This window comes from Lentzea fradiae (assembly GCF_900100955.1).
Taxonomy (GTDB): domain Bacteria; phylum Actinomycetota; class Actinomycetes; order Mycobacteriales; family Pseudonocardiaceae; genus Lentzea; species Lentzea fradiae.
On record NZ_FNCC01000001.1, the window covers coordinates 847,052 to 865,336 of the forward strand.

General features: G+C 71.8%; 19 protein-coding genes. 3 read left to right on the top strand and 16 right to left on the bottom strand.

Features of this window, described 5'->3' with window-relative positions:
• Positions 1 to 5: 5 nt before the first annotated feature.
• The 5 genes from BLT23_RS03770 to BLT23_RS03790 all read right to left on the bottom strand — a co-directional run bounded on the left by BLT23_RS03770 (position 6) and on the right by BLT23_RS03790 (position 8,166).
• Positions 6 to 1,685 carry a (2,3-dihydroxybenzoyl)adenylate synthase gene (locus tag BLT23_RS03770; RefSeq protein ID WP_090045572.1) on the bottom strand — a complete coding sequence of 560 codons (1,680 nt, stop codon included), beginning with the start codon at positions 1,683 to 1,685 and terminating at the stop codon, positions 6 to 8.
• Positions 1,682 to 4,021: a hydantoinase B/oxoprolinase family protein gene (locus BLT23_RS03775; RefSeq protein WP_090045574.1), complete on the bottom strand. Its 2,340-nt coding sequence runs from the start codon at positions 4,019 to 4,021 to the stop codon at positions 1,682 to 1,684. The genes BLT23_RS03770 and BLT23_RS03775 overlap by 4 nt, the downstream gene beginning before the upstream one ends.
• A 9-nt stretch (positions 4,022 to 4,030) precedes the next feature.
• Positions 4,031 to 6,124 carry a hydantoinase/oxoprolinase family protein gene (locus BLT23_RS03780; RefSeq protein WP_090045575.1) on the bottom strand — a complete coding sequence of 698 codons (2,094 nt, stop codon included), beginning with the start codon at positions 6,122 to 6,124 and terminating at the stop codon, positions 4,031 to 4,033.
• Positions 6,125 to 6,247: 123 nt separating this feature from the next.
• Positions 6,248 to 7,717, bottom strand: coding sequence for an aldehyde dehydrogenase family protein (locus BLT23_RS03785; RefSeq protein WP_090045577.1), 1,470 nt, complete (start codon positions 7,715 to 7,717; stop codon positions 6,248 to 6,250).
• Positions 7,718 to 7,809: 92 nt separating this feature from the next.
• Entirely contained in the window at positions 7,810 to 8,166 is a 357-nt protein-coding gene (locus tag BLT23_RS03790; RefSeq protein ID WP_090045579.1) for a nuclear transport factor 2 family protein, read from the bottom strand.
• A gap of 158 nt (positions 8,167 to 8,324) precedes the next feature.
• On the opposite strand from BLT23_RS03790, the gene BLT23_RS03795 reads away from it, so the two are divergent.
• Positions 8,325 to 9,539, top strand: coding sequence for an acetyl-CoA C-acetyltransferase (locus BLT23_RS03795; RefSeq protein ID WP_090045580.1), 1,215 nt, complete (start codon positions 8,325 to 8,327; stop codon positions 9,537 to 9,539).
• 104 nt (positions 9,540 to 9,643) lie between these two features.
• On the top strand, positions 9,644 to 9,817 hold the full coding sequence (locus BLT23_RS40535; protein WP_176946575.1) for a hypothetical protein: 174 nt from the start codon (positions 9,644 to 9,646) through the stop codon (positions 9,815 to 9,817).
• Between the two features lie 100 nt (positions 9,818 to 9,917).
• On the opposite strand, the gene BLT23_RS03800 is transcribed toward BLT23_RS40535, so the two are convergent.
• The 11 genes from BLT23_RS03800 to BLT23_RS40545 all read right to left on the bottom strand — a co-directional run bounded on the left by BLT23_RS03800 (position 9,918) and on the right by BLT23_RS40545 (position 17,410).
• Entirely contained in the window at positions 9,918 to 10,583 is a 666-nt protein-coding gene (locus tag BLT23_RS03800) for a SchA/CurD-like domain-containing protein (protein ID WP_090045582.1), read from the bottom strand.
• Complete coding sequence (locus BLT23_RS03805) at positions 10,580 to 12,118, bottom strand: FAD-dependent monooxygenase (protein WP_090045583.1); 1,539 nt, start codon at positions 12,116 to 12,118, stop codon at positions 10,580 to 10,582. The genes BLT23_RS03800 and BLT23_RS03805 overlap by 4 nt, the downstream gene beginning before the upstream one ends.
• Complete coding sequence (locus BLT23_RS03810; RefSeq protein WP_090045585.1) at positions 12,111 to 12,440, bottom strand: TcmI family type II polyketide cyclase; 330 nt, start codon at positions 12,438 to 12,440, stop codon at positions 12,111 to 12,113. Before BLT23_RS03810 ends, BLT23_RS03805 begins: the two co-directional genes overlap by 8 nt.
• Positions 12,425 to 12,883: an SRPBCC family protein gene (locus BLT23_RS03815; protein ID WP_090045586.1), complete on the bottom strand. Its 459-nt coding sequence runs from the start codon at positions 12,881 to 12,883 to the stop codon at positions 12,425 to 12,427. The genes BLT23_RS03810 and BLT23_RS03815 overlap by 16 nt, the downstream gene beginning before the upstream one ends.
• Before the next feature lies 1 nt (position 12,884).
• Positions 12,885 to 13,127 carry an acyl carrier protein gene (locus BLT23_RS03820; RefSeq protein WP_176946576.1) on the bottom strand — a complete coding sequence of 81 codons (243 nt, stop codon included), beginning with the start codon at positions 13,125 to 13,127 and terminating at the stop codon, positions 12,885 to 12,887.
• A 2-nt stretch (positions 13,128 to 13,129) separates the two neighbouring features.
• On the bottom strand, positions 13,130 to 14,371 hold the full coding sequence (locus BLT23_RS03825; protein WP_090045588.1) for a beta-ketoacyl synthase N-terminal-like domain-containing protein: 1,242 nt from the start codon (positions 14,369 to 14,371) through the stop codon (positions 13,130 to 13,132).
• The gene (locus BLT23_RS03830) at positions 14,368 to 15,624 is read right to left on the bottom strand and encodes a beta-ketoacyl-[acyl-carrier-protein] synthase family protein (protein WP_090045589.1); all 1,257 of its coding nucleotides are present in this window, start codon (positions 15,622 to 15,624) and stop codon (positions 14,368 to 14,370) included. Before BLT23_RS03830 ends, BLT23_RS03825 begins: the two co-directional genes overlap by 4 nt.
• Positions 15,621 to 16,010: a cupin domain-containing protein gene (locus BLT23_RS03835; RefSeq protein ID WP_090045590.1), complete on the bottom strand. Its 390-nt coding sequence runs from the start codon at positions 16,008 to 16,010 to the stop codon at positions 15,621 to 15,623. Before BLT23_RS03835 ends, BLT23_RS03830 begins: the two co-directional genes overlap by 4 nt.
• Entirely contained in the window at positions 16,007 to 16,618 is a 612-nt protein-coding gene (locus BLT23_RS03840; RefSeq protein ID WP_176946577.1) for a SchA/CurD-like domain-containing protein, read from the bottom strand. Before BLT23_RS03840 ends, BLT23_RS03835 begins: the two co-directional genes overlap by 4 nt.
• Complete coding sequence (locus tag BLT23_RS40540) at positions 16,615 to 16,989, bottom strand: antibiotic biosynthesis monooxygenase family protein (protein ID WP_176946578.1); 375 nt, start codon at positions 16,987 to 16,989, stop codon at positions 16,615 to 16,617. The genes BLT23_RS03840 and BLT23_RS40540 overlap by 4 nt, the downstream gene beginning before the upstream one ends.
• 130 nt (positions 16,990 to 17,119) lie before the next feature.
• The gene (locus BLT23_RS40545) at positions 17,120 to 17,410 is read right to left on the bottom strand and encodes a hypothetical protein (protein WP_176946579.1); all 291 of its coding nucleotides are present in this window, start codon (positions 17,408 to 17,410) and stop codon (positions 17,120 to 17,122) included.
• A 360-nt stretch (positions 17,411 to 17,770) separates the two neighbouring features.
• Between BLT23_RS40545 and BLT23_RS03850 the strand changes: the two genes are divergently transcribed.
• Positions 17,771 to 18,274 (top strand): YbaB/EbfC family nucleoid-associated protein, encoded by a 504-nt coding sequence (locus tag BLT23_RS03850; protein WP_245743530.1) that lies wholly within the window; start codon positions 17,771 to 17,773, stop codon positions 18,272 to 18,274.
• Positions 18,275 to 18,285: the final 11 nt, after the last annotated feature.

The following is an 18,285-nucleotide window of genomic DNA, read 5'->3' on the forward strand; positions in this document are numbered from 1 at the left end:
GCTCTTCAGCGGGACGACAGCGTGCCCGCAGACAGCTTGGCGCCGATGTCGTCGCGCAGCGCCCGCTTGTCGACCTTGCCCACCTGGGTGCGCGGCAGGCCGCCGACCACCTCGACCCGCTCCGGCCACTTGTACTTCGCGACCCCCAGCGACTCCAGATGCCGCCGCAGCGCCGGCACGTCGAGGGGCGCTCCGGTCGTCACGACGTAGGCGCACACCCGTTCGCCGAGCACGGGGTCCGGCATCGCCACCACGGCGGCCTCCAGCACGGCGTCGTGCCGGTGCAGGAGCTGTTCGAGCTCTTCGGCGTTGATCTTCTCGCCGCCCCGGTTGACGATGTCCTTGATGCGGCCCTCGATGGACAGGTAGCGGCTTCCGTCCGCGGTGACCGTCACCGCTGCGAGGTCACCGGTGCGGTAGAAGCCGTCGGACGTGAACGCGCGGGAGTTGTGTTCCGGGGCGTCGAAGTAGCCGGGGATGGTGTACCAGCCGCGGCACGCGAGCTCGCCGATCTCACCGTCGGGCAGCTCGCGTTCGCTGCCGGGGTCGAGGACGCGGAACTCGTCGTCGGCGGTGAGCGGGGGCCCGACCGTGGTGGCACGAAGCTCCCGTGGCGCGGTCAGCGGCGTCAGGGTGAACAGGCCCTCGCCCATGCCGAACGTCTGGGCGGCCCGCGCGCCGAAGCTCTCCACGCGCGCGAAGACCTCCGGGGGCACCTTCGCACCGGCGAGGACGACGGTGCGCAGGTGGGCGGCGGCGGCCTCGTACTCCTCGGACAGAATCCAGCCGAACATGCCGTGGCCGAAGAGCGTGTCGTCGACCTGGTGGGCCGCCATCAGCGCCAGCGCGACGTCCTTGACCGGTGGCGGCAGGACCAGGCAGCCACCCAGCGCGTGGGTGGCGTGCAGGCCGCACGAGACACCGGCGTTGTGGAGGAGCGGCGCGGCGTGCGCCGCCACCGTCGACTCGGTCCTGCCGAGCGCGAGTCCCCACGCCAGCCCGTTGTTCCAGTACTCGCCGTGCAGGCGCGGAATGATCTTCGGAGAACCGGTCGTGCCGCCGGAAAGCTGGAAGACGGCGATGTCACGTGGGTCGAGTCCGGCTTGGACGCCCTCGACGACCCGGCGTGCCGTCGCCGGGTCGATGCCGGTGCCGAGGTCCTCCAGGCGCCGGGTCGCGTCCCGTTCTGCTCCGTGCACCGTCCACAGGTACCGCAGCGAGGGTGTCAGCTCCGCCTGTTCCCTCGCGAACGCGACCAGGTCGAACTTCGCTCCCGGCGTGGCGTCGACCAGGTGGCCCACCGCGCCGACCTGCCGCGCGACGTGGCCGATCTCGTGACTCCGGTGGCCCGCGAGGGTGGCCACTGGCACGGCCCCAGCCTTGAGCACCGCGTACCACGCGACGACGGTGGCGATGCTGTTGCCGAGCTGGAACAGGACGGGGTCGCCGGGGGCCAGGCCGCCCTCGACGAGCGCGGCGGCCACCTGGTCGGTGCGGAGGTCCAGTTCCGCGTAGGTGATCGACCCGTGCTGGTCCACGACCGCCGTGCGGTCACCGTGGCGGACGGCGGCCTGGTGGAAGCGTTCGGCGGTGGGCACGTCGCTCCAGGCGCCGGACCGCAGGTACCGCTCCACCCTTTTCTCGTCGTACCGCACCACCCGCGGGTCGGCCGATCGTCCTGTCATGCCGAGGTCCTTCGCGTGGGGGAGTGCTCGGACCCACGGGTGGGGCCCAGCAGGTGCCCGAGGTCGGCGGCGTGGTCGGGGTGGCCCACCGGAACGATGCCGCTGTAGACAGCCGTCCAGCAGCCGGGGCAGCACAGCTGCCGGAACACCACCGGGGCGTCGACGTAGTCGCCGGGGTCCGAGAGGACCTGCGGACCGGCGGCGCTCGACGGTCCCTCGAAGCGGGCCAGCTCCAGTGCCTCGCTGCCGGCACCGGCCAGCCTCCGGCCGCAGTGCGCGCAGGCCACCTGCGTCTCGCCGCCGACGGTGACCTCGACCAGGTTGTCGTTGAGGCGGCGGGACCCGGTGAGGTCGAGGACCGGCGCGTCCGGCACCGCGGTGGAGCGCTCCCGCCGCTCCTCGCGCAGGCGCACGCGCAGCTCCTCGGTGCGGGTGAGGTCGACGGTCCCGGACGCGTCGACGACGACGCCGTAGTTCTCGGCGGCACCGTGCGGGGTCACCTTGTCCTCATGGACGTCGTGCGCCACCGCGTCGGCCGGACGGGTCAGAGGGTCGCCGTACCCGCCGCCTCCCTGCCACTGCAGGACGAAGACGTCGTTCACGCCCATCCCGGTGTCCGCGTAGCACTGCTGGAGGTCGAGGTTCGGCCCGAGATCGGCGAGCGAGGCGGGCACGGTCCCGGCGGCGAAGGCGCGTGCCACGTCCACGTCACGGGCGATGACCCCGCGTGCCGTGTTGCCCGGATAGCCGCCCGCCAGGCCGTTGTTCTGCGACACCGCCTTGCCCGAGGCGGCCAGCGTGACACCGAACGGCGACCCGCTCCCGTGCGGGACGATCGCGGTCGACCCGCTGACGCCGCCGCGGTGCCGTCCCGGGCCTCCGGTGTCGGGCTCCTCGCGGCGCCACAGCGCCAGGACGGGGTAGAGGAACTCGCTCATCTCCACGTCCGGAATCCGGCCCATCGGGATGCACGCCAGCCCGCCGGTGTCCATGCCGTCCGCGTCGGGCCTGCCGCCGTACCCGCCTGCCATGACCTCCATCAGCACGTTGATGAAGGGGGCAGGCCGCTCCCCTCGGGTGTCGAGCCCCGAGAGGAGGGCCGCGTCGTGGGTGCCGCAGCAGCCGGCCTGGACGTTGCCGCCCAGGGTGAGGGAGCGGTCGAGCATCTGGGCCAGGCACTCGGCGACCAGGGTGCCCGTCATCCAGGCCGGTCCGATGGGGCCGCGTGCCACGGCCGCCGGGAAGGTGGCGTTGTTCAGCGTCCCCGGCTCGGAGACGAGGTCGAAGCAGCGCATGAGCCCGCCCGCCGACCAGGGGATGTCGGCGGCCAGGATCGGGAGCAGCGCCAGCATGACGCCCCCGCGCATCCCGGCGTACGTGCAGTTGATGATGCCGGTCTGCGGGTCGGTCCCGGTGAAGTCGAAGGTGAGGTGGTCGCCGGACTTCGTCATGGCGACGGCCATCTTGTGCAGGCCGCGGTCACCGGCACCGGACTGGTCCTGGTAGCCGGTCGCGTTCCAGGTGCCGTCGGGCAGGTCGGCGAGCTTCGTGCGCAGGCGCGACTCCGCGTCGGTCATCATCCGCTTCATCACGGCCTTGACGGTGTCGGCGCCGTACTGCTCGATGACGGCCAGCAGCCGTTCGCGGCCCACCGTGCTGGCGCCGATCTTCGCGCGCAGGTCGAGGCCCACCAGCATGGGCAGGCGGGACCGGCGCACCCACAGGTCGGCGATGTCCTCCTGGAGCTCGAAGTCGCGCACGACCCGCACCGGAGGCGTCGGCACGGACTCGGAGAAGACGTCCTGGGCGTGCACGGAGAACGAACCGAGGCCCATGCCGCCGAGGTCGGGCTCGTGGCAGATGGCACTGGTCCAGCCGAAGAGCTTCCCGTCGTGGAAGATCGGCTGGAAGACGATCACGTCGTTCTGGTGCAGGCCGCCGCCGACCCACGGGTCGTTGCAGAGGAACATGTCGCCCTCGCGCACCTCCCGGTGCTGGAGCGTCCAGTAGATCGCCAGGTCGACCGCGCCCACCAGCATCGTGTTGTAGAGGCCGACCTGCACCTCCTGCCCCAGCTCGTCGCTGATGGCGAAGTCGAAGTCGTTGGCGTCGATGACGATCGGCGAGCCCGACATGCGTTTGAGGGCCTCACCCATCTCGTCGGTGACGGACCACAGCCGGTGGCGGACGACCTCGTAGGTCAGCGGGTCGAGGCCGTCGATCTGCTCCTGCGTCACGTCGTGCACCGCGAGCGAGGCCGGTAACCGGCGCCGCAGCTCGCCGGGGTCGATCGGGCGGCTCTCGAACATCTCCGAGCCGGGGACGGGAAGCGCCATGGCGGTCTCCTAGCCTGCGTTGATCGCGAGGTTGCCGAGGGCGTCGATCCGGCCGGTGCTGCCGGCGGGGATCACGGCGGTGGTCGTGGGCAGCTCGATGACGGCAGGGCCCGCGATGACGTGGCCCGACCTCAGGCCGCGGTAGTCGTGGACGGCGGTGTCGACGTAGCCGAGCCGTCCGTCCAGGCAGATCGGCCGGGTACCGGAGGGCACCGCGCCCGACTCGGCGGGCTCGACCTCGGGCAGCTTTGAGGAGAACGGCAGCACGCCGGTCGCGCGGACCCGGTAGGTGATGGCCTGGACACCGGCCGCGCTGAACCCGGAGCCCGGCCCGTACAGGTCGGCGTAGCGCTGCTCGAACGCCGTCACGACCTCGTCGAGCGCCTCCCGCGTGAGCGGGCCGCCGGGCACCGGGGTGGTCACCTCGGCCAGCTGCGCGGTGTAGCGCAGGTCCAGCTCTCGTTCCACGACCGTCGAGGCGTACGTCAGCCCCTGCCGTTCCAGCGCCCGCACGACCGTCCTTTCCAGACGCTCGAACCCGGCCGTCGCCCGGTCCGGGTCGAGCGGCACGGGGCCGGGGTCGGAGAGCTCGGCGGCGACGACGACGTCGGAGGTGGCCAGCCCGTACGCGGAGAACGCGGACGCGACCTGGCCCAGCGGGATCACCACCTCGCCCACCCCGACCTCGGCGGCGTACATCGCGGCGTGCGCGGGGCCCGCGCCGCCGAAGGCGTAGAGCACGAAGTCGCGCGGGTCGTGCCCGGTCTCCACGACGGTCTTGCGCAGCAGGTCACCGGTCTGGGAGTTCTGGACCGCGTAGATCGCGGCAGCGGCCTCCTCCACGGACAGGCCCAGGGGTTCGGCGATCTTGGTCCTGATCGCCTGGCGGGCCGCCTCCACCGAGAGCGGCTTGCGGCCACCGATGAGGCCGCGGTCGCTGAGAATGCCGAGGACCAGGTTGGCGTCGGTGTTGGTCGGGTGCTCGCCACCCTGTTCGTAGCAGGCGGGACCGGGGACGGCTCCCGCGCTGTGCGGACCGACCTGGAGGTTGCCGCCCGCGTCCAGCCAGGCGACGGCGCCGCCACCGGAGCCGATGGCGTGCACCTCCAGCGTGGGGACGTTGACGGGGTGGTGGTTGATGATGGTGGTGCTCGACCGCACGGGTTCCCCGTCGACGATCAGGCCGACGAGGAACGTCGTGCCGCCCACGTCGGTGGCGATCACGTTGCGGTGGCCGAGCTGACGGCCGAGGGCGACGGCGCCGACGACGCCACCGGTCAGCACGGAGCCGACGGTGCTGATGGCCGTCCTGGGCGCCTCCGCCGCCGCGACCGCGCCGCCGTTGCTCTGCATGACGAGCAACGGCCCACGCAGCCCGTGCTCGCGCAAGGTGGTCTCCAGCGACCCGAGGTAGGTGCGCAGGCCGGGACCGATCTGCGCGCTCATGATCGTGGTCGCGCTCCTGGCGAACTCCCGGATGCGCGGGCTGACCTCGCTGGAGAGCGCCACGAACAGGCCGGGTGCGATCTCGTGCACCAGCTCGCGGACGCGCTCCTCGTGCACCGGGTTGCGGAACGACCACAGCAAGGACACCGCGATCGCCTGGACACCGGCGTCGACCAGTGCGCGGATCGACGCGCGGGCCGCCTCTTCGTTCAGGGGGACGACGACGTTGCCGTCACGGTCGATGCGCTCGACCACCTCCAGCGCCAGCTTCTTGGGCAGCAGCGCGTGCGCCTTGCTCTGCCCCAGTACGTCCTGCAGCTCCTCCGGCGAACGGCCGAGATAGCGACCCTCGACGTTCATGATGAAGATGGAGTCGCGGTGGCCGACGGTCGTCAGGTAGCCCACCTTCGGGACGTTGCCGGTGACGAGCGCGTTCAGCGACGACGTCGTGCCGTGCGCGAGGTGGTGCACCTCGGCCAGCATCGACTCCAGCGGCTGGCCCCGCTCCCCGGCGAGCACGCGCAGGACGTCGAGCACACCGGTCGAGTAGTCCGGGGGTGTCGACGGCATCTTCGCCGCGACCACCCCGCCTTCGTCGTCGATGAGCACCGCGTCCGTGAACGTCCCGCCCACGTCGACACCGATCACCACGGACATCGGACCTGCCTTCCGCCATGCGTGTTCGTCACGCTCGTCAAGGACCTGTCTGGTGTGCAGAGGCTCGAAGCCGCCGGGCGCGCGCCACCCACGAGCGGGCGAAGCCGCAGCGACCGGTGGTGGCTAGGCGGGCGGAGGCACCGACTCGACGAAGACCCGCAGGCTCTGGAACTCCTTGATGGCCTCGGGACCGCACAGGTAGCCGTAACCGCTCTGCTTGAGCCCGCCCTGCTCGAACTTCTCGGACAGCACCGCCCAGCAGTTGCTCCAGACCATGCCGGACTCGATGCGCCGGGCGACCCGCTGGGCCCGCAGGGAGCTCTGCGTGAAGACGGACGCACCCAGCCCGTACGGCGTGGCGTTGGCACGCCGGACCGCGTCGTCGTCGTCGTCGAAGATCTCGAAGGTCTGCACCGGCCCGAAGACCTCCTCCTGCACCAGCGGCACGTCCAGGCGCTCCACCTCGACGAGGCTGGGCCGGTAGTACGCGCCTCCCGGCCGGCGCTCGTCGGCGAACTGGCCACCGCGGACCAGCACCGTGCCGTAGGACTCGGCCTCGGCCACCAGCGCGTCGACGCGCGCGGCACTGGCGGCGTCGATGAGCGGTCCCAGGTCGCTCGCGGGGTCGTCGCTCGGTCCGGGCTCCAACGACGAGATGGCCGGGACCAGGGCCTCGCGCAGACGGTCGGCGATCGAGCGGTGCACCAGGACCCGCGAGCCCGTCACGCAGAACTGGCCGTTCATCACGGTGAGCGCCGCGAGGATGGTCGGCACCGCGATGCCGAGGTCGGCGTCCTCGAAGACGACCAGGGGGGTCTTGCCGCCGAGCTCGAGACCGACCCGCTTGAGCGTCGCGCTCGCCTCCCTGGCGATGACGCGGCCGACGGTGGTGCTGCCGGTGTAGTTCACGACGTCGACCTGGGGCGAGCTGACCAGCAGCGGCGCGCCGACGTTGGCGGACTCCGAGAAGATGCTGATGACGCCCTCGGGGAAGCCCGCCGCCGCCACGATGTCCGAGAAGATGGCGTTGGTCAGCCCCGTCTGGCCGGGGAGCTTGACCACCACGGTGCACCCGGCGGCCAGCGCGGGACCGATGGCGCGGACGGTGAGGATCACCGGCGAGTTCCAGGGCGAGATGATCCCGGCGACACCGGTGGCGGCCGGGGCCGAGCGGAAGAACACGCCCGGCTCCACCTCCTCGGCGATGCCGTGGCTCGCGGTCAGCGCGGTGCCGGCGGAGTAGCGCAGCCACTCCGCGGCGGTGGCGGCCTCCCACATCGTCTCGCGCTCCAGCTTGCCGTTCTCCCGAGACAGCATCGCGCCGATCTCGGGGGCGCGGAGGGCGAGCTGGTCGGCGAGCCGGCTCAGCAGCTCTGCTCTCTTGCGGGAGTTCGTGGACCAGTCGGTGGTGTCGAACGCGTGGCGTGCGGCGGCGATGGCGCGTTCGACCTCGGCGCGGCCGGCTTGGACGAACTGGCCGATCACCTGACCGGTGGAGGGGTTGATCGAGTCGACCAACGTCCCCGCCTCCGAGAGATCGCCCGCGATGAGGTTCGCCCTGAGCAGGGTCTCGTTGCGTACGCCGGTCGTCATGGTGGTGCTCCGTTTCAGAACGAGGTGGTGGTCACCGGGGTGGGAGGGAGGCGCGCATCGGTTCGGTGGCACGCCGCGGGGCCGGACCGTCTTCAGGCGTACAGCGGGGCCAGGTCCAGGTAGATGCGCACGGTGTCGACGAGGTCTCCGGACCGGGTCACGACCGTGGCGCCCGGGATCTCGACCGTCTTGCCGTCGTGGCGCTCGTAGGTGACGACTCCCTCAAGGATCGCCGTGTCGTCCACCTCCCAGGTGTTGGTGAACTGATGGCGCAGCGAGCGGAACGACTCCATGAACTCGCGCTGCTCGGCCATCGCCACGTCGCGGCCCACCGCCGGTGGATTGCCCGCCAGGGTCACGACGACGTCCTCGGTGAAGCGCGCTTCCAGGCTTTCGAAGCGCTTGTTGTCGATGTCGTCGTACATGGCCTGCCACCACGTGCTGCTCATGGGTCCTCCTCGGAAGCGGTGCGGTCGTCGTCGCGCTCGGGGCGACCCGGTCGAAGGTAGTGGCGGTCGTCGCACTCGTCAACTATTTGACGATGTAGTAGAACTGGAAGGGCGCTTCCCCCGGACGACCCGCCGGTCACGACAGAGGAGTCCCGAACATGCCCGAGGCAGTCATCGTCAGCGCCGCCCGCACCCCGATCGGCCGGGCCGGCAAGGGCTCGCTGGCCGAGTTCCGTCCCGACGACCTGGCGGCGTTCGCCGTGAGGACCGCGCTGGACAAGATCCCCGAGCTGGACCCGAACACGATCGACGACCACTACCTGGGCTGCGGGCTACCGGGCGGCGAGGCGGGCAACAACATGGCCCGCGTCGTCAACGTGCTCAACGGCCTCGACGACGTCCCGGGCGCCACCATCACCCGCTACTGCTCCTCGTCGGTGCAGACCACCCGGATGGCCTTCCACGCGATCAAGGCGGGGGAGGGCGACGTCTTCATCTCCGCGGGCGTCGAAACCGTGTCCCGGTTCGCGAAGGGCACCTCCGACCACGCCCCCGGCACGCTGAACCCGGTCTTCGAGGAAGCCGGGACCCGCAGCGGCGAGATCGCCGAGGGCGGCCACGACTGGCGCGACCCGCGCGAGGACGGCCTGCTGCCCGACATCTACATCGCCATGGGACAGACCGCCGAGAACGTCGCCAGGCTGCGCGGACTCAGCCGCCGGGAGCTCGACGAGTTCGCGGTCCGGTCGCAGAACCTGGCCGAGCAGGCGATCGCCGACGGCTTCTGGGAACGCGAGATCACCCCCGTGACGACGCCCGGCGGCACCGTCGTCGCCAAGGACGACGGTCCTCGTCCCGGCGTCACCTACGACGGCGTCGAGCAGCTCAAGCCGGTCTTCCGCCCGGACGGTGTCGTGACCGCGGGCAACTGCTGCGGCCTCAACGACGGCGCCGCCGCCGTCATCGTCATGTCCGACACCAAAGCCGCCGAGCTCGGCATCACCCCGCTGGCCCGCATCGTCTCCACGGGAGTGTCCGGGCTCTCCCCGGAGATCATGGGCCTCGGCCCGGTCGAGGCGACCAAGCGGGCGCTCGCCAACGCCCGCATGAGCATCGGCGACATCGACCTGGTCGAGATCAACGAGGCGTTCGCGGCCCAGGTCGTCCCGTCGTACCAGGACCTCGGCATCGACATCGACCGCCTGAACGTCAACGGCGGTGCGATCGCCGTCGGCCACCCGTACGGCATGACCGGCGCCCGGCTCCAGAACACCATGCTCAACAGCTTCGACTGGCACGACAAGACCACCGGCCTGATCACCATGTGCGTGGGAGGCGGACAGGGCATGGCCCTCATCCTCGAACGCCTCTGACAGAGCCGGGCGGCGAGCACTCGACCCGCGGTGCGGCCTGGGAACGGGCCCACCGCACCACAGCTACCACCCGGGGCATTCCGCACCGCATCGCGGCCATCAAGATGAGCGCCGACCTGTCGACCGGCCGCGTGGTGCGCGAGGTGACCGACTCCCGCTTCGACGTGCCGACGTCGAACACCCTGTGGCGGCAAGGACTTTACGTCCTCAACTCGCGCGTCCTGACGCCGCTCACCCCGGCTGCGCCGTACTCGGTCCTGCGCTTCGAGCTGTCCTGAAAGGACAGCCGGCGCGCGGCGATCACCGGCCCACTCGCCCCTCGGTCCGGCGACGTGGCCCGGCCAGGTTCGCGCAGGTCTCGGGGGCGCTCCTGGCCGGTCACTCCACCACTCCCGCCGAACGGTCGGTCACCAGGGTCATCGGCTGCGCCACCCTGGCGAACGGCGCGACCAGGCCGACCAGCGGCACGGGCGGTGTCTCGTCGTCCGACTCGATCAGGTGCACGACCAGGTCCCGGCGCCGGAACACGGTGGTTCCACCGCAGGCGACCGTGATGCCGGCGAGCCGCCTGGCCAGTTCCCCGGCGTGCCCGGGAAGTGACTCGTACAGGACGGCCCTGCGCGGCAACCGCCCGGTGCGGCCGTTGCCGGACGCCACTCGCATCACGGTGGCCGCCACGAACCGGCGGAGGCTCGCCTCGTCGGTCGGATCGCGGTCGTCGAGCAGGTACGGCTGAAGCCGTTGCTCCAGCGCCTGGACGTGGGGTTGCCTCGCCAGGTACCGGACGGCTTCCGAAGGAGGGCAGGTGATGTCCACGACGCGCACCACCACACGCCCTGCCATGAACACCGACGTGCGTTCCAGCAGCGACCACTCCGCGCCGTGCTCGGGGAGGACCGCGTACCGGGACAGGATCTCGGCCACGACCTCTTCCGATCCGGTGCGCACCGGGAACGTCAGCGCGTAGCGGTCCACGATGCGGTCCCGGGTCATCGTGACCGCCGGAAAGCCGCCGCAGTGACCGCTGAGAAGCTGCTCGCTCATCGGAACAGCACTTGGTCGACCACGGTCCGCAGGACGTCGGGACTGGGCGCGGCCGGGCTGCGCCACGCGATGAACCCGTCCGGGCGGATCAGGACGGCGCCCTCGTCGGTGATGCCGTAGCGGCGGGTGAAGTCGCCGGTGGGGTCGTGGAGGGTGTCGCCGACGCGGTGGTGCTCGATCCGGGGGTCCGAGAGGTTCCGGCAAGCGGGACCGGTGACGAGGACCAGGCCGCGGCCCATGAAATCCACAGTGGACACTTCGGTGCCGTTGTGCTCCAGGGTGATGTGGGGTGCGCGGCAGCCGGGTGCGGCGGTGGGGTGGTCGGGGTCTTCCACGAGGGCGGGGGTGCTGTCCGCGACGATGGCGCCTTCGGCGTAGGTGTAGCCGAACATCGTGGCCCGCTGGCGGACGGCGCTGTCGCGTGCGTCGCCCGGTTTGCCGTTGACCAAGCCGTACCGTTCCACGGTCAGCGTGGTGGTGTGGCGGGCCACGGGGAGGCGTTCGGGCTCGTAGGTGGCCAGCAGGTCCGGTCCTGCCACGCCGCGGTGGTGCAGGGCGATCTTCCACGCCAGGTTGAAGGCGTCCTGGACGGCGGTCGCCACGCCGAAGGTGCCCACGGGCGGCATGACGTGGGCGGCGTCGCCCGCGATGAACGCACGGCCGACGTGCATGCGGTGGGCGACCTGGCCGGAGATCTCCCACGGCGTCTCGGACACGCGGTCGATCACGACCGGCAGGTCGTCGACGCCGATGGCCGTGCGCAGCAGGTGCACGCACCGCTCTTCGGTGAAGTCGGCGACGTCGTCGCCCGGTCGCAGGGAGACGGCGAACCGCCACCGCTTCGCGCCGTCGATGGACGTGAGGAACCCGTGCACGGCGGGGTTGCGCACGGTCAGCGCGACGATCTTGCGATCGTGCAACACGTCGCGGAGGTCGGCGTCGAAGTAGATGTTGACCTTGCGGGCCAGCAGGTCCGAGCTGTCCTGCCCCACGTCGAGCATGCGGCGGACGGGGCTGTGCGCGCCGTCCGCCACGATGAGGTGGTCGGCGCGGACGCGCTCGTCCTGTCCGGTGCGGTGGTCGCGCACCACCGCGACAACGCCGTCGGGTTTGTTGTCCACTGCCACGACCTCGTGGTGGTAGCGCACGTCCGCGCCGGTCTGGACCGCGTGGGCGCGCAGCAGTGGTTCGAGCTGGTTCTGGTCGATCGCGGCCCACTGGCACGGGCTCAGCGGGTCGGTGCCGGTGTCGAGGCGGTTGGGCAGCCTCAGCAGCTCCGGGCCCGCCACGGTCTCGGCGTGGGCGACGACGGTGTGGTCGGCGATCGGTGAGCGCACCTGCCTGATGGCCTGTTCCAGGCCCACGGCGCGGTACAGCTCCATCGTGCGCGGGTTGAGCGCGCGGGCCCTGGGGTCGGCCGACGGTTCGGGGTGGCGCTCCACCAGCAGGGACGGCACGCCGTACCAGGAGAGGAACACGGCGGTGGACAGGCCGGTGACGCCGCCGCCCGCGATCAGCACCGGGGTTTCAGGCATGACGCTCCCAACGGTAGAACTCGTGCGCCATCGCGTCTCCCGGCTCGCGCCACGAGTCGGGGCTGTAGGGGGAGATGAACGGGTTCAGGTCGCGGCTGATCCGCCGGAACCGGGGGTCGTCGCGGTGCGCGGCAACGGCCTCCGGCAACGGCTGCTCGCTCTCCACGAGGTGCATGTAGAGGTCGCCGAACCGGAACAGGCTGCGCCCGCGCACACCCAGCGCGGTGGGCAGGCCGGAGTGGTCGTCGGAGTCGGCGAAGACGGCGGCGACCTGGTCGGTGGCCTCGGGGACGATGCGGGCGACGATCAGTGTGCGGTGCACGCGACCTCCTCGACCTTCCGCTTGATCAGCTGCATCTGGACGCGGCTGTTGTCGTTGATGCGCTTGGTCATGGCGGCGTCGTCCACGGGGGCGTCGGGTTTCATCGCGAAGTCCTGCACCCAGCGCATGCGCACGCCCGTGTCCACCTGCTCGTAGGTCCAGCGGATGTCCATCCGCTCGAACGGCCCGGTCTCGACGCGCCGGGCGGTGACCGTCCTGGTGGCCGGGTCCGCGACGCGCTCCGACACCCAGCTCCACACCTTGCCCGCCGGGTCCGGGTGCATGGTGAGGCGGAACAGCACGCGGTCGCCGTCGCGTTCGAGCACCTCGGCCGCGGCGTACTCGCTGAACAGCTCCGGCCAGCGCTCGACGTCGTTGGTGCGTTCCCACACCAGCTCCATCGGCGCGTCGATGACGATCTCGTTCTCGGTGTGGCCGCTCATCTCAGACCCTCCCGGGCAGCAGGGCCAGCAGCTCCCGCGGCGACTGGTGCGGGCGCAGGTCGGCGTCCTTGGGCACGCCGTGGTTGCGTTGCAGCTCGGACAGCACGCCCATCACGCCGAGGGAGTCCACGCCGAGGTCGTCGAAGGTGCGGCTGGGGTCCGTGACCTGCTCGCCGGTCACGGGGACCCCGGTGCACCGGCTGATCAGCGCCGCCAGGTCGTCGGGGGAGAGTCGGGTGTCCACAGTCAGTTACCTCCGGTGATCGGTGATTCCGGGTGGCGCAGCACGAGCGCCGAGTTCCCGCCGTACACGCCGCGGGAGAGCACCAGGACGGTGCGCAGGTCCGCCGGGCGAGCGGCGCCGGTGACCAGGTCGAGGTCGAACAGGCAGTCGCGCACGCCGGGGGTGGGCGGCACGAGACCGTGTTCGAGGGCCAGCACGGCGGCGGCGACGTCGAGCACGGCCGCGGCGGCGTAGCAGCGTCCGTAGCCCGCTTTCGGTGCTGTCACCGGAACTCGGCTCGCGCGCTCGCCCAGCAGCAGGCGCACCGCCTCTGCTTCGGCGGCGTCGGCGCTCGGGTCGGCCATCGCGTCGAGGAACACCGCGTCCACGCCGTCCGGAGTCAGACCGGCCTCCGCCAACGCGTCCGTCGCGGCGCGCAGCAGTCCCTGCGCCGACTGGTCGAACTGCCGCCGACCCGTGTAGGTGGCGCCGTGTCCCGCCACCACCGCCTTCACTGCGGCGCCGCGGCTGCGCGCGGCGTCGGCGTCCTCCACGACGAGCATGGCGCCGCCCTCGGCCGGCGCGAACCCGCCCGCCTGCCCGGTGAACGGCTGGTAGGCCGTGGCGGGGTCGCGGGACGTGCTCAGCAGTCCCAGCCCGAGCTGGCAGCACATCGCGTACGGGCAGAAGGGGGCTTCCGCACCGCCGACCAGCATGGCCCGCGCACCCCGGCGCAGCTCGCCCCCGGCGGCGGCGAGAGCGTCCAGGCCACCCGCCTCGTCGGCGACCAGCACGCCGGACGGGCCGCGCAAGCCGTTGCCGATGGAGACCTGGCCGGAGCACGCGGCGTAGAACCAGGCGATCGACTGGTAGGGGCCGACGTGCTCGGGTCCGTTCCGCCACAGCCGTTCGATCTCGCGCTGGCCGAACTCCACGCCGCCGCTGTAGCTGGCCGTCATCACCCCGAACTCGAACGGGCCGACCGCGGCCGGTTCCAGCGCGGCGTCCTCCAGCGCCAGGTCGGCGGCGGCGAGGGCGAAGTGGGTGAACCGGTCGGTCTGCACGGTGATCCGCGGGTCGACCCACCCGTCCGGTGCGAACGCGGCCACCTCGCCCGCCACGGTGACGGGGTAGGGGTTGGGGTCGATCCGCCCGATCGGCGCGAGCGCCAGGTGCCCGTCGCGCACGGCGGGCCAGAACTCGCCGACCCCGAGACCGCTCGGGGCGACCACGCCGAGACCGGTCACGACGGCCGCGGGACTCACGGCCGTCCCGCCTTCGTCAGCACCACCGCGGACTGGAACCCGCCGAAGCCGCTGCCGACCGACAGCACCACGTCGAGCGGGCGTTCCCTGGCGGTGTGCGGCACGTAGTCCAGGTCGCACTCCGGGTCCGGTGTGTCCAGGTTCGCGGTCGGCGGGACCACGCCGTGGACGAGGGCCAGCGCGCAGGCGGCCAGCTCGATGGAACCGATCGCGCCCAGCGAGTGGCCGATCATCGACTTGATCGAGCTGACCGGCACGTGGTGCGCGCGCTCGCCCAGGAGCCGGTGGAACGCGGCGGTCTCGTGGCGGTCGTTCTGCCGGGTGCCCGAGCCGTGCGCGTTGATGTAGCCGACCTCGTCCGGCGCCACCCCGGCGTGGTCCAGCGCGCGCCCGGCGGCCTCGGCCATCTCGACACCCTCCGTCGTCAGACCCGTCATGTGGTGGGCGTTGCTGCGGGTGGCGAAGCCCTCGACCCGCGCCAGCACCTCCGCGCCCCGGCGACGGGCGTGGCCGAGCTCCTCCAGCACCAGCACGGCCGCGCCCTCGCCGAGCACGAAGCCGTCCCGGTCGCGGTCGAACGGACGAGCCGCGTGCGCCGGATCGTCGTTGCGCGCCGAGGTCGCGCGGATCGCGTCGAAGCAGGCCACCGTGATCGGTGAGATCGGCGACTCCGAGGCCCCCGCCACCACCACGTCGGCCTTGCCGTCCTCGATGAGGCGGGCGCCGTGGCCCACCGCGTCCAGCCCGGCCGTGCAGCCGGTGGACACCGTCCGCACGGGCCCGCGGGCACCGACCCGGTCGGCGACCTCCGCGGCCAGCGTGGCGGGGGACAGGGCGCAGTGCAGGAACGGCGAGGCCGCGTCCGCGTCGACCAGCCACTGCCGCCCGCGGCGCGAGGTGGCCACGTAGTCCTGCTCCAGCAGCGTCGTGCCGCCGACCGCGGAACCCATGCACACCCCCAGCCGCCACGGGTCCGCGACGGCCACCTGCGCCTGCCGCCACGCCTCGTCGGCCGCGACGGCGGCGAACTGGACGTAGCGGTCCATCCGGGTGATCTCCGCGGTGGTCAGGCCCTCGTGCACCGGGTCGAAGTCGCACTCCGCGGCGATCCTCGACCGGAACCCCTCCGGGTCGAAGAGCGTGATCGGCCGGGTGGTGGTGCGTCCGGAGGTGATCAGCTCCCAGAAGGTCTTCGTCCCGATGCCGCCCGGTGCCACCACTCCCAGGCCGGTGACCGCCACCCGGCGCGTCACGACACCTGCTCCGTGTCCACGTGCCCCAGGTCCGGCCGCGGGGCCAGCGGGCACAGCTGGAACAGCACGCGCGCCGGTGACGTCCCGGTGTTGCGCACGCGGTGCCGCACCCCGATCGGCACGAGGACCGCCTGGTCCGTGCCCACCTCGTGCGGCACGTCGTCGAGGTCCACCACCACCGAACCCTCGACGACGTAGAGGAACTCCTCGGAGTACGGGTGGTAGTGCTCGTTCACCCGGTCGCCGGGCGCGATCAGCACGACTCCCATGAACCCGGAGGTGGCGCCGACCGTGGCCGGGCCGAGCACGACCCGGATGTCGCCGCCGCGGCCGGTGTTGGGGGCGACGTCGTCCGGGCTCATCACGTGGTGCAGCTGGCCGGTCATGCCACCACCGCCCCCACCACGCGGTCGGTCACCAGCGACATCGGGCGCGCCGTGTGCACCAGCGGCGCCAGCGTTTGCGCGAGCGGTACGGCGGGCTCGTCGCCGAAGGACTCCACCAAGTGCACGATCATGTCCCTTCGTCGGAAAATCGTTGTGCCGCAACCGGAGTCCCGGCTCTCGGCGGCCAGCAGCCGCACCACCTCGGCGGCCTGGCCCGGCAACGCCCGGTAGAACGCCGCCGCACGGGGCGGGTGGCCGGGCTGGTCGTTGCGGGAGGCGACCACCCGCATCACCGAGCCGGCCAGGAACCGCCGCCTGCTGTCGTCGTCGGACAGGTCGCGGTCCTGCACCAGGTGCGGGCGCAGCCGTTCCTCCACGGACCGGATCTGGGGCTGCGCGGCCAGGTGCCGGATCGCCTCCTGCGGCGGGCAGGTGATGTCCACGACCCGCACCACGACCGGTCCCGCCATGAAGACCGACGTGCGGTCCAGCAACGGGCGGGCGGCCTGCGGGCGGCCGGGCGGGGGCCCGGCGTAGCCGGAGAGGATCTCGGCCACCGCCGCCTCCGACTCGGGCCGCACCGGGAAGGTCAACGCATACCGGTTCACGACTTGGCCTCCAGCAGTTCTCGATCGGCTTCGGTGCCCGGCGCGGTGGTCAGGCGGACGTGGTAGCGCAGGGACTCGCGCGCCGTCGTGGCCGCGACCAGCGGGGCCGCGAGCCGCCGGTGGTCCGCGCCGCGCTCCCAGGCGTGGAAGTGCGCCGGGCTGGACCACTCGCTGGTGAGCACCCAGTCCTCGGGGTCGCCCTCCGACTGGCACAGCTGGTCGCCGAGGTAACCCTCCACTCGCGACACCTGGTGCCTGATCCGCCGGTAGGCGTCGAGGAAGCGGTCCCGCTCCGCGTCCGGCACGCGCAGGCGGAAGATCACCCGCAGCCGCCCTCGCTCCGACGTGTCGTGCTCCGCCGTCGATGCCATCTCGTCTCCTCCGGGTGTGCACGGGTGATCTCGTAGTGACCGAGGGTCGATTTGCTCGCGCCCGCCAGCAAGTCGAGTCCGGCGGGCAGGTTGAAGATCCACCCGATCGGGAGAAGAACCCGGTGCCAGGTCAGGAAGACCTGTCCGGCTGGGAGGCGATCCGGCAGGCGTGCGAAGCCACCTCGCGCCGCACGCCCTCCCGGCGCAGCATCCGCTGGCACGTGCTGACATCGGCCTTGTCGCCCGTTTTCGCGATCTTGCACGCTTTGAGCACGGTTTCGGTCGCTTTGTACCCGTTCTCCATCACGTGGTCGATGCAGATCCCGGGATCGGCCTGGGCGAGCGGTCCCGTGAACGAGAACAGGGCCGTGGCGGTGAGCACCATGCCGGTCAGACCGGCCAGACGGGACAAACGCGACATCGAATCGTCCTCTCCTGATCACGCCGGACCCGGCGCTGCGCCGTGCCCGGCCGGGCGTCCTTCGTTCAGTACCTCAGGATGCGTGCGCCAAGCCGATCCGGCTGACTCAAGCCCCGATCGAGCACAATGCCGCCCGGTAAGGGGGAAAAAGCATGTCACCGTGTGCGCGGCGCAGTGGAAGACACCACAATGGACTGTCCGATTTGGCCTGTATGGGTACGCCTGCGCACTGGCTGGCGGATCACTCCGTGCCGGTGTCCGACTGATCAGGTGAACCGCGAGTTTCCGGTAGCGGCCCCACGTCCGGCGGCGGCTCTTGTAGCCTCGTCACGTCGTTGAACGATCTGCGGGGGAAGTGCCGTGACAGACCGCCAGGAGCGGATGCAGTCGCTCATGCGCTCGTTCGAGGAGCAGGCGAAGAAGGCCGGTGAGCTGCAGCAGGCCATGAAGGACCTGCGCGGCGTCGGGCGCAGCCCGGACGGGGCGGTCACGGTGACCGCGGCGTCCTCGGGCGCCGTGCTGGGGCTGCGGCTGACGCCGAACGCCGTGAACCGGTCGCACGTCCAGCTGCAGCAGGAGATCCTCGACGCGATCCGGATGGCCACCCAGAACGCCGCCCAGCAGCTGGAACAGGCGGTGGCGCCGATCCTGGGCGACCGGCTGCAGCAGTTCAAGGACGGCATGGCCGCCTCGGGCGTGGAGCCGATCATGCCCTCGGCTCCGCCACCGCCGGGCGCCCAGGACTCCGCCCCGCCGCCCCTGGCGCCGGCTCGTCCTCCGGCCGCACCGCAGACCACCGCGCGGAACCGCCCGGTGCGCGACGAGGTCGAAGACGAAGAACCGCCGAGCACGTACCTGAGGTAGGGGGAGATCAG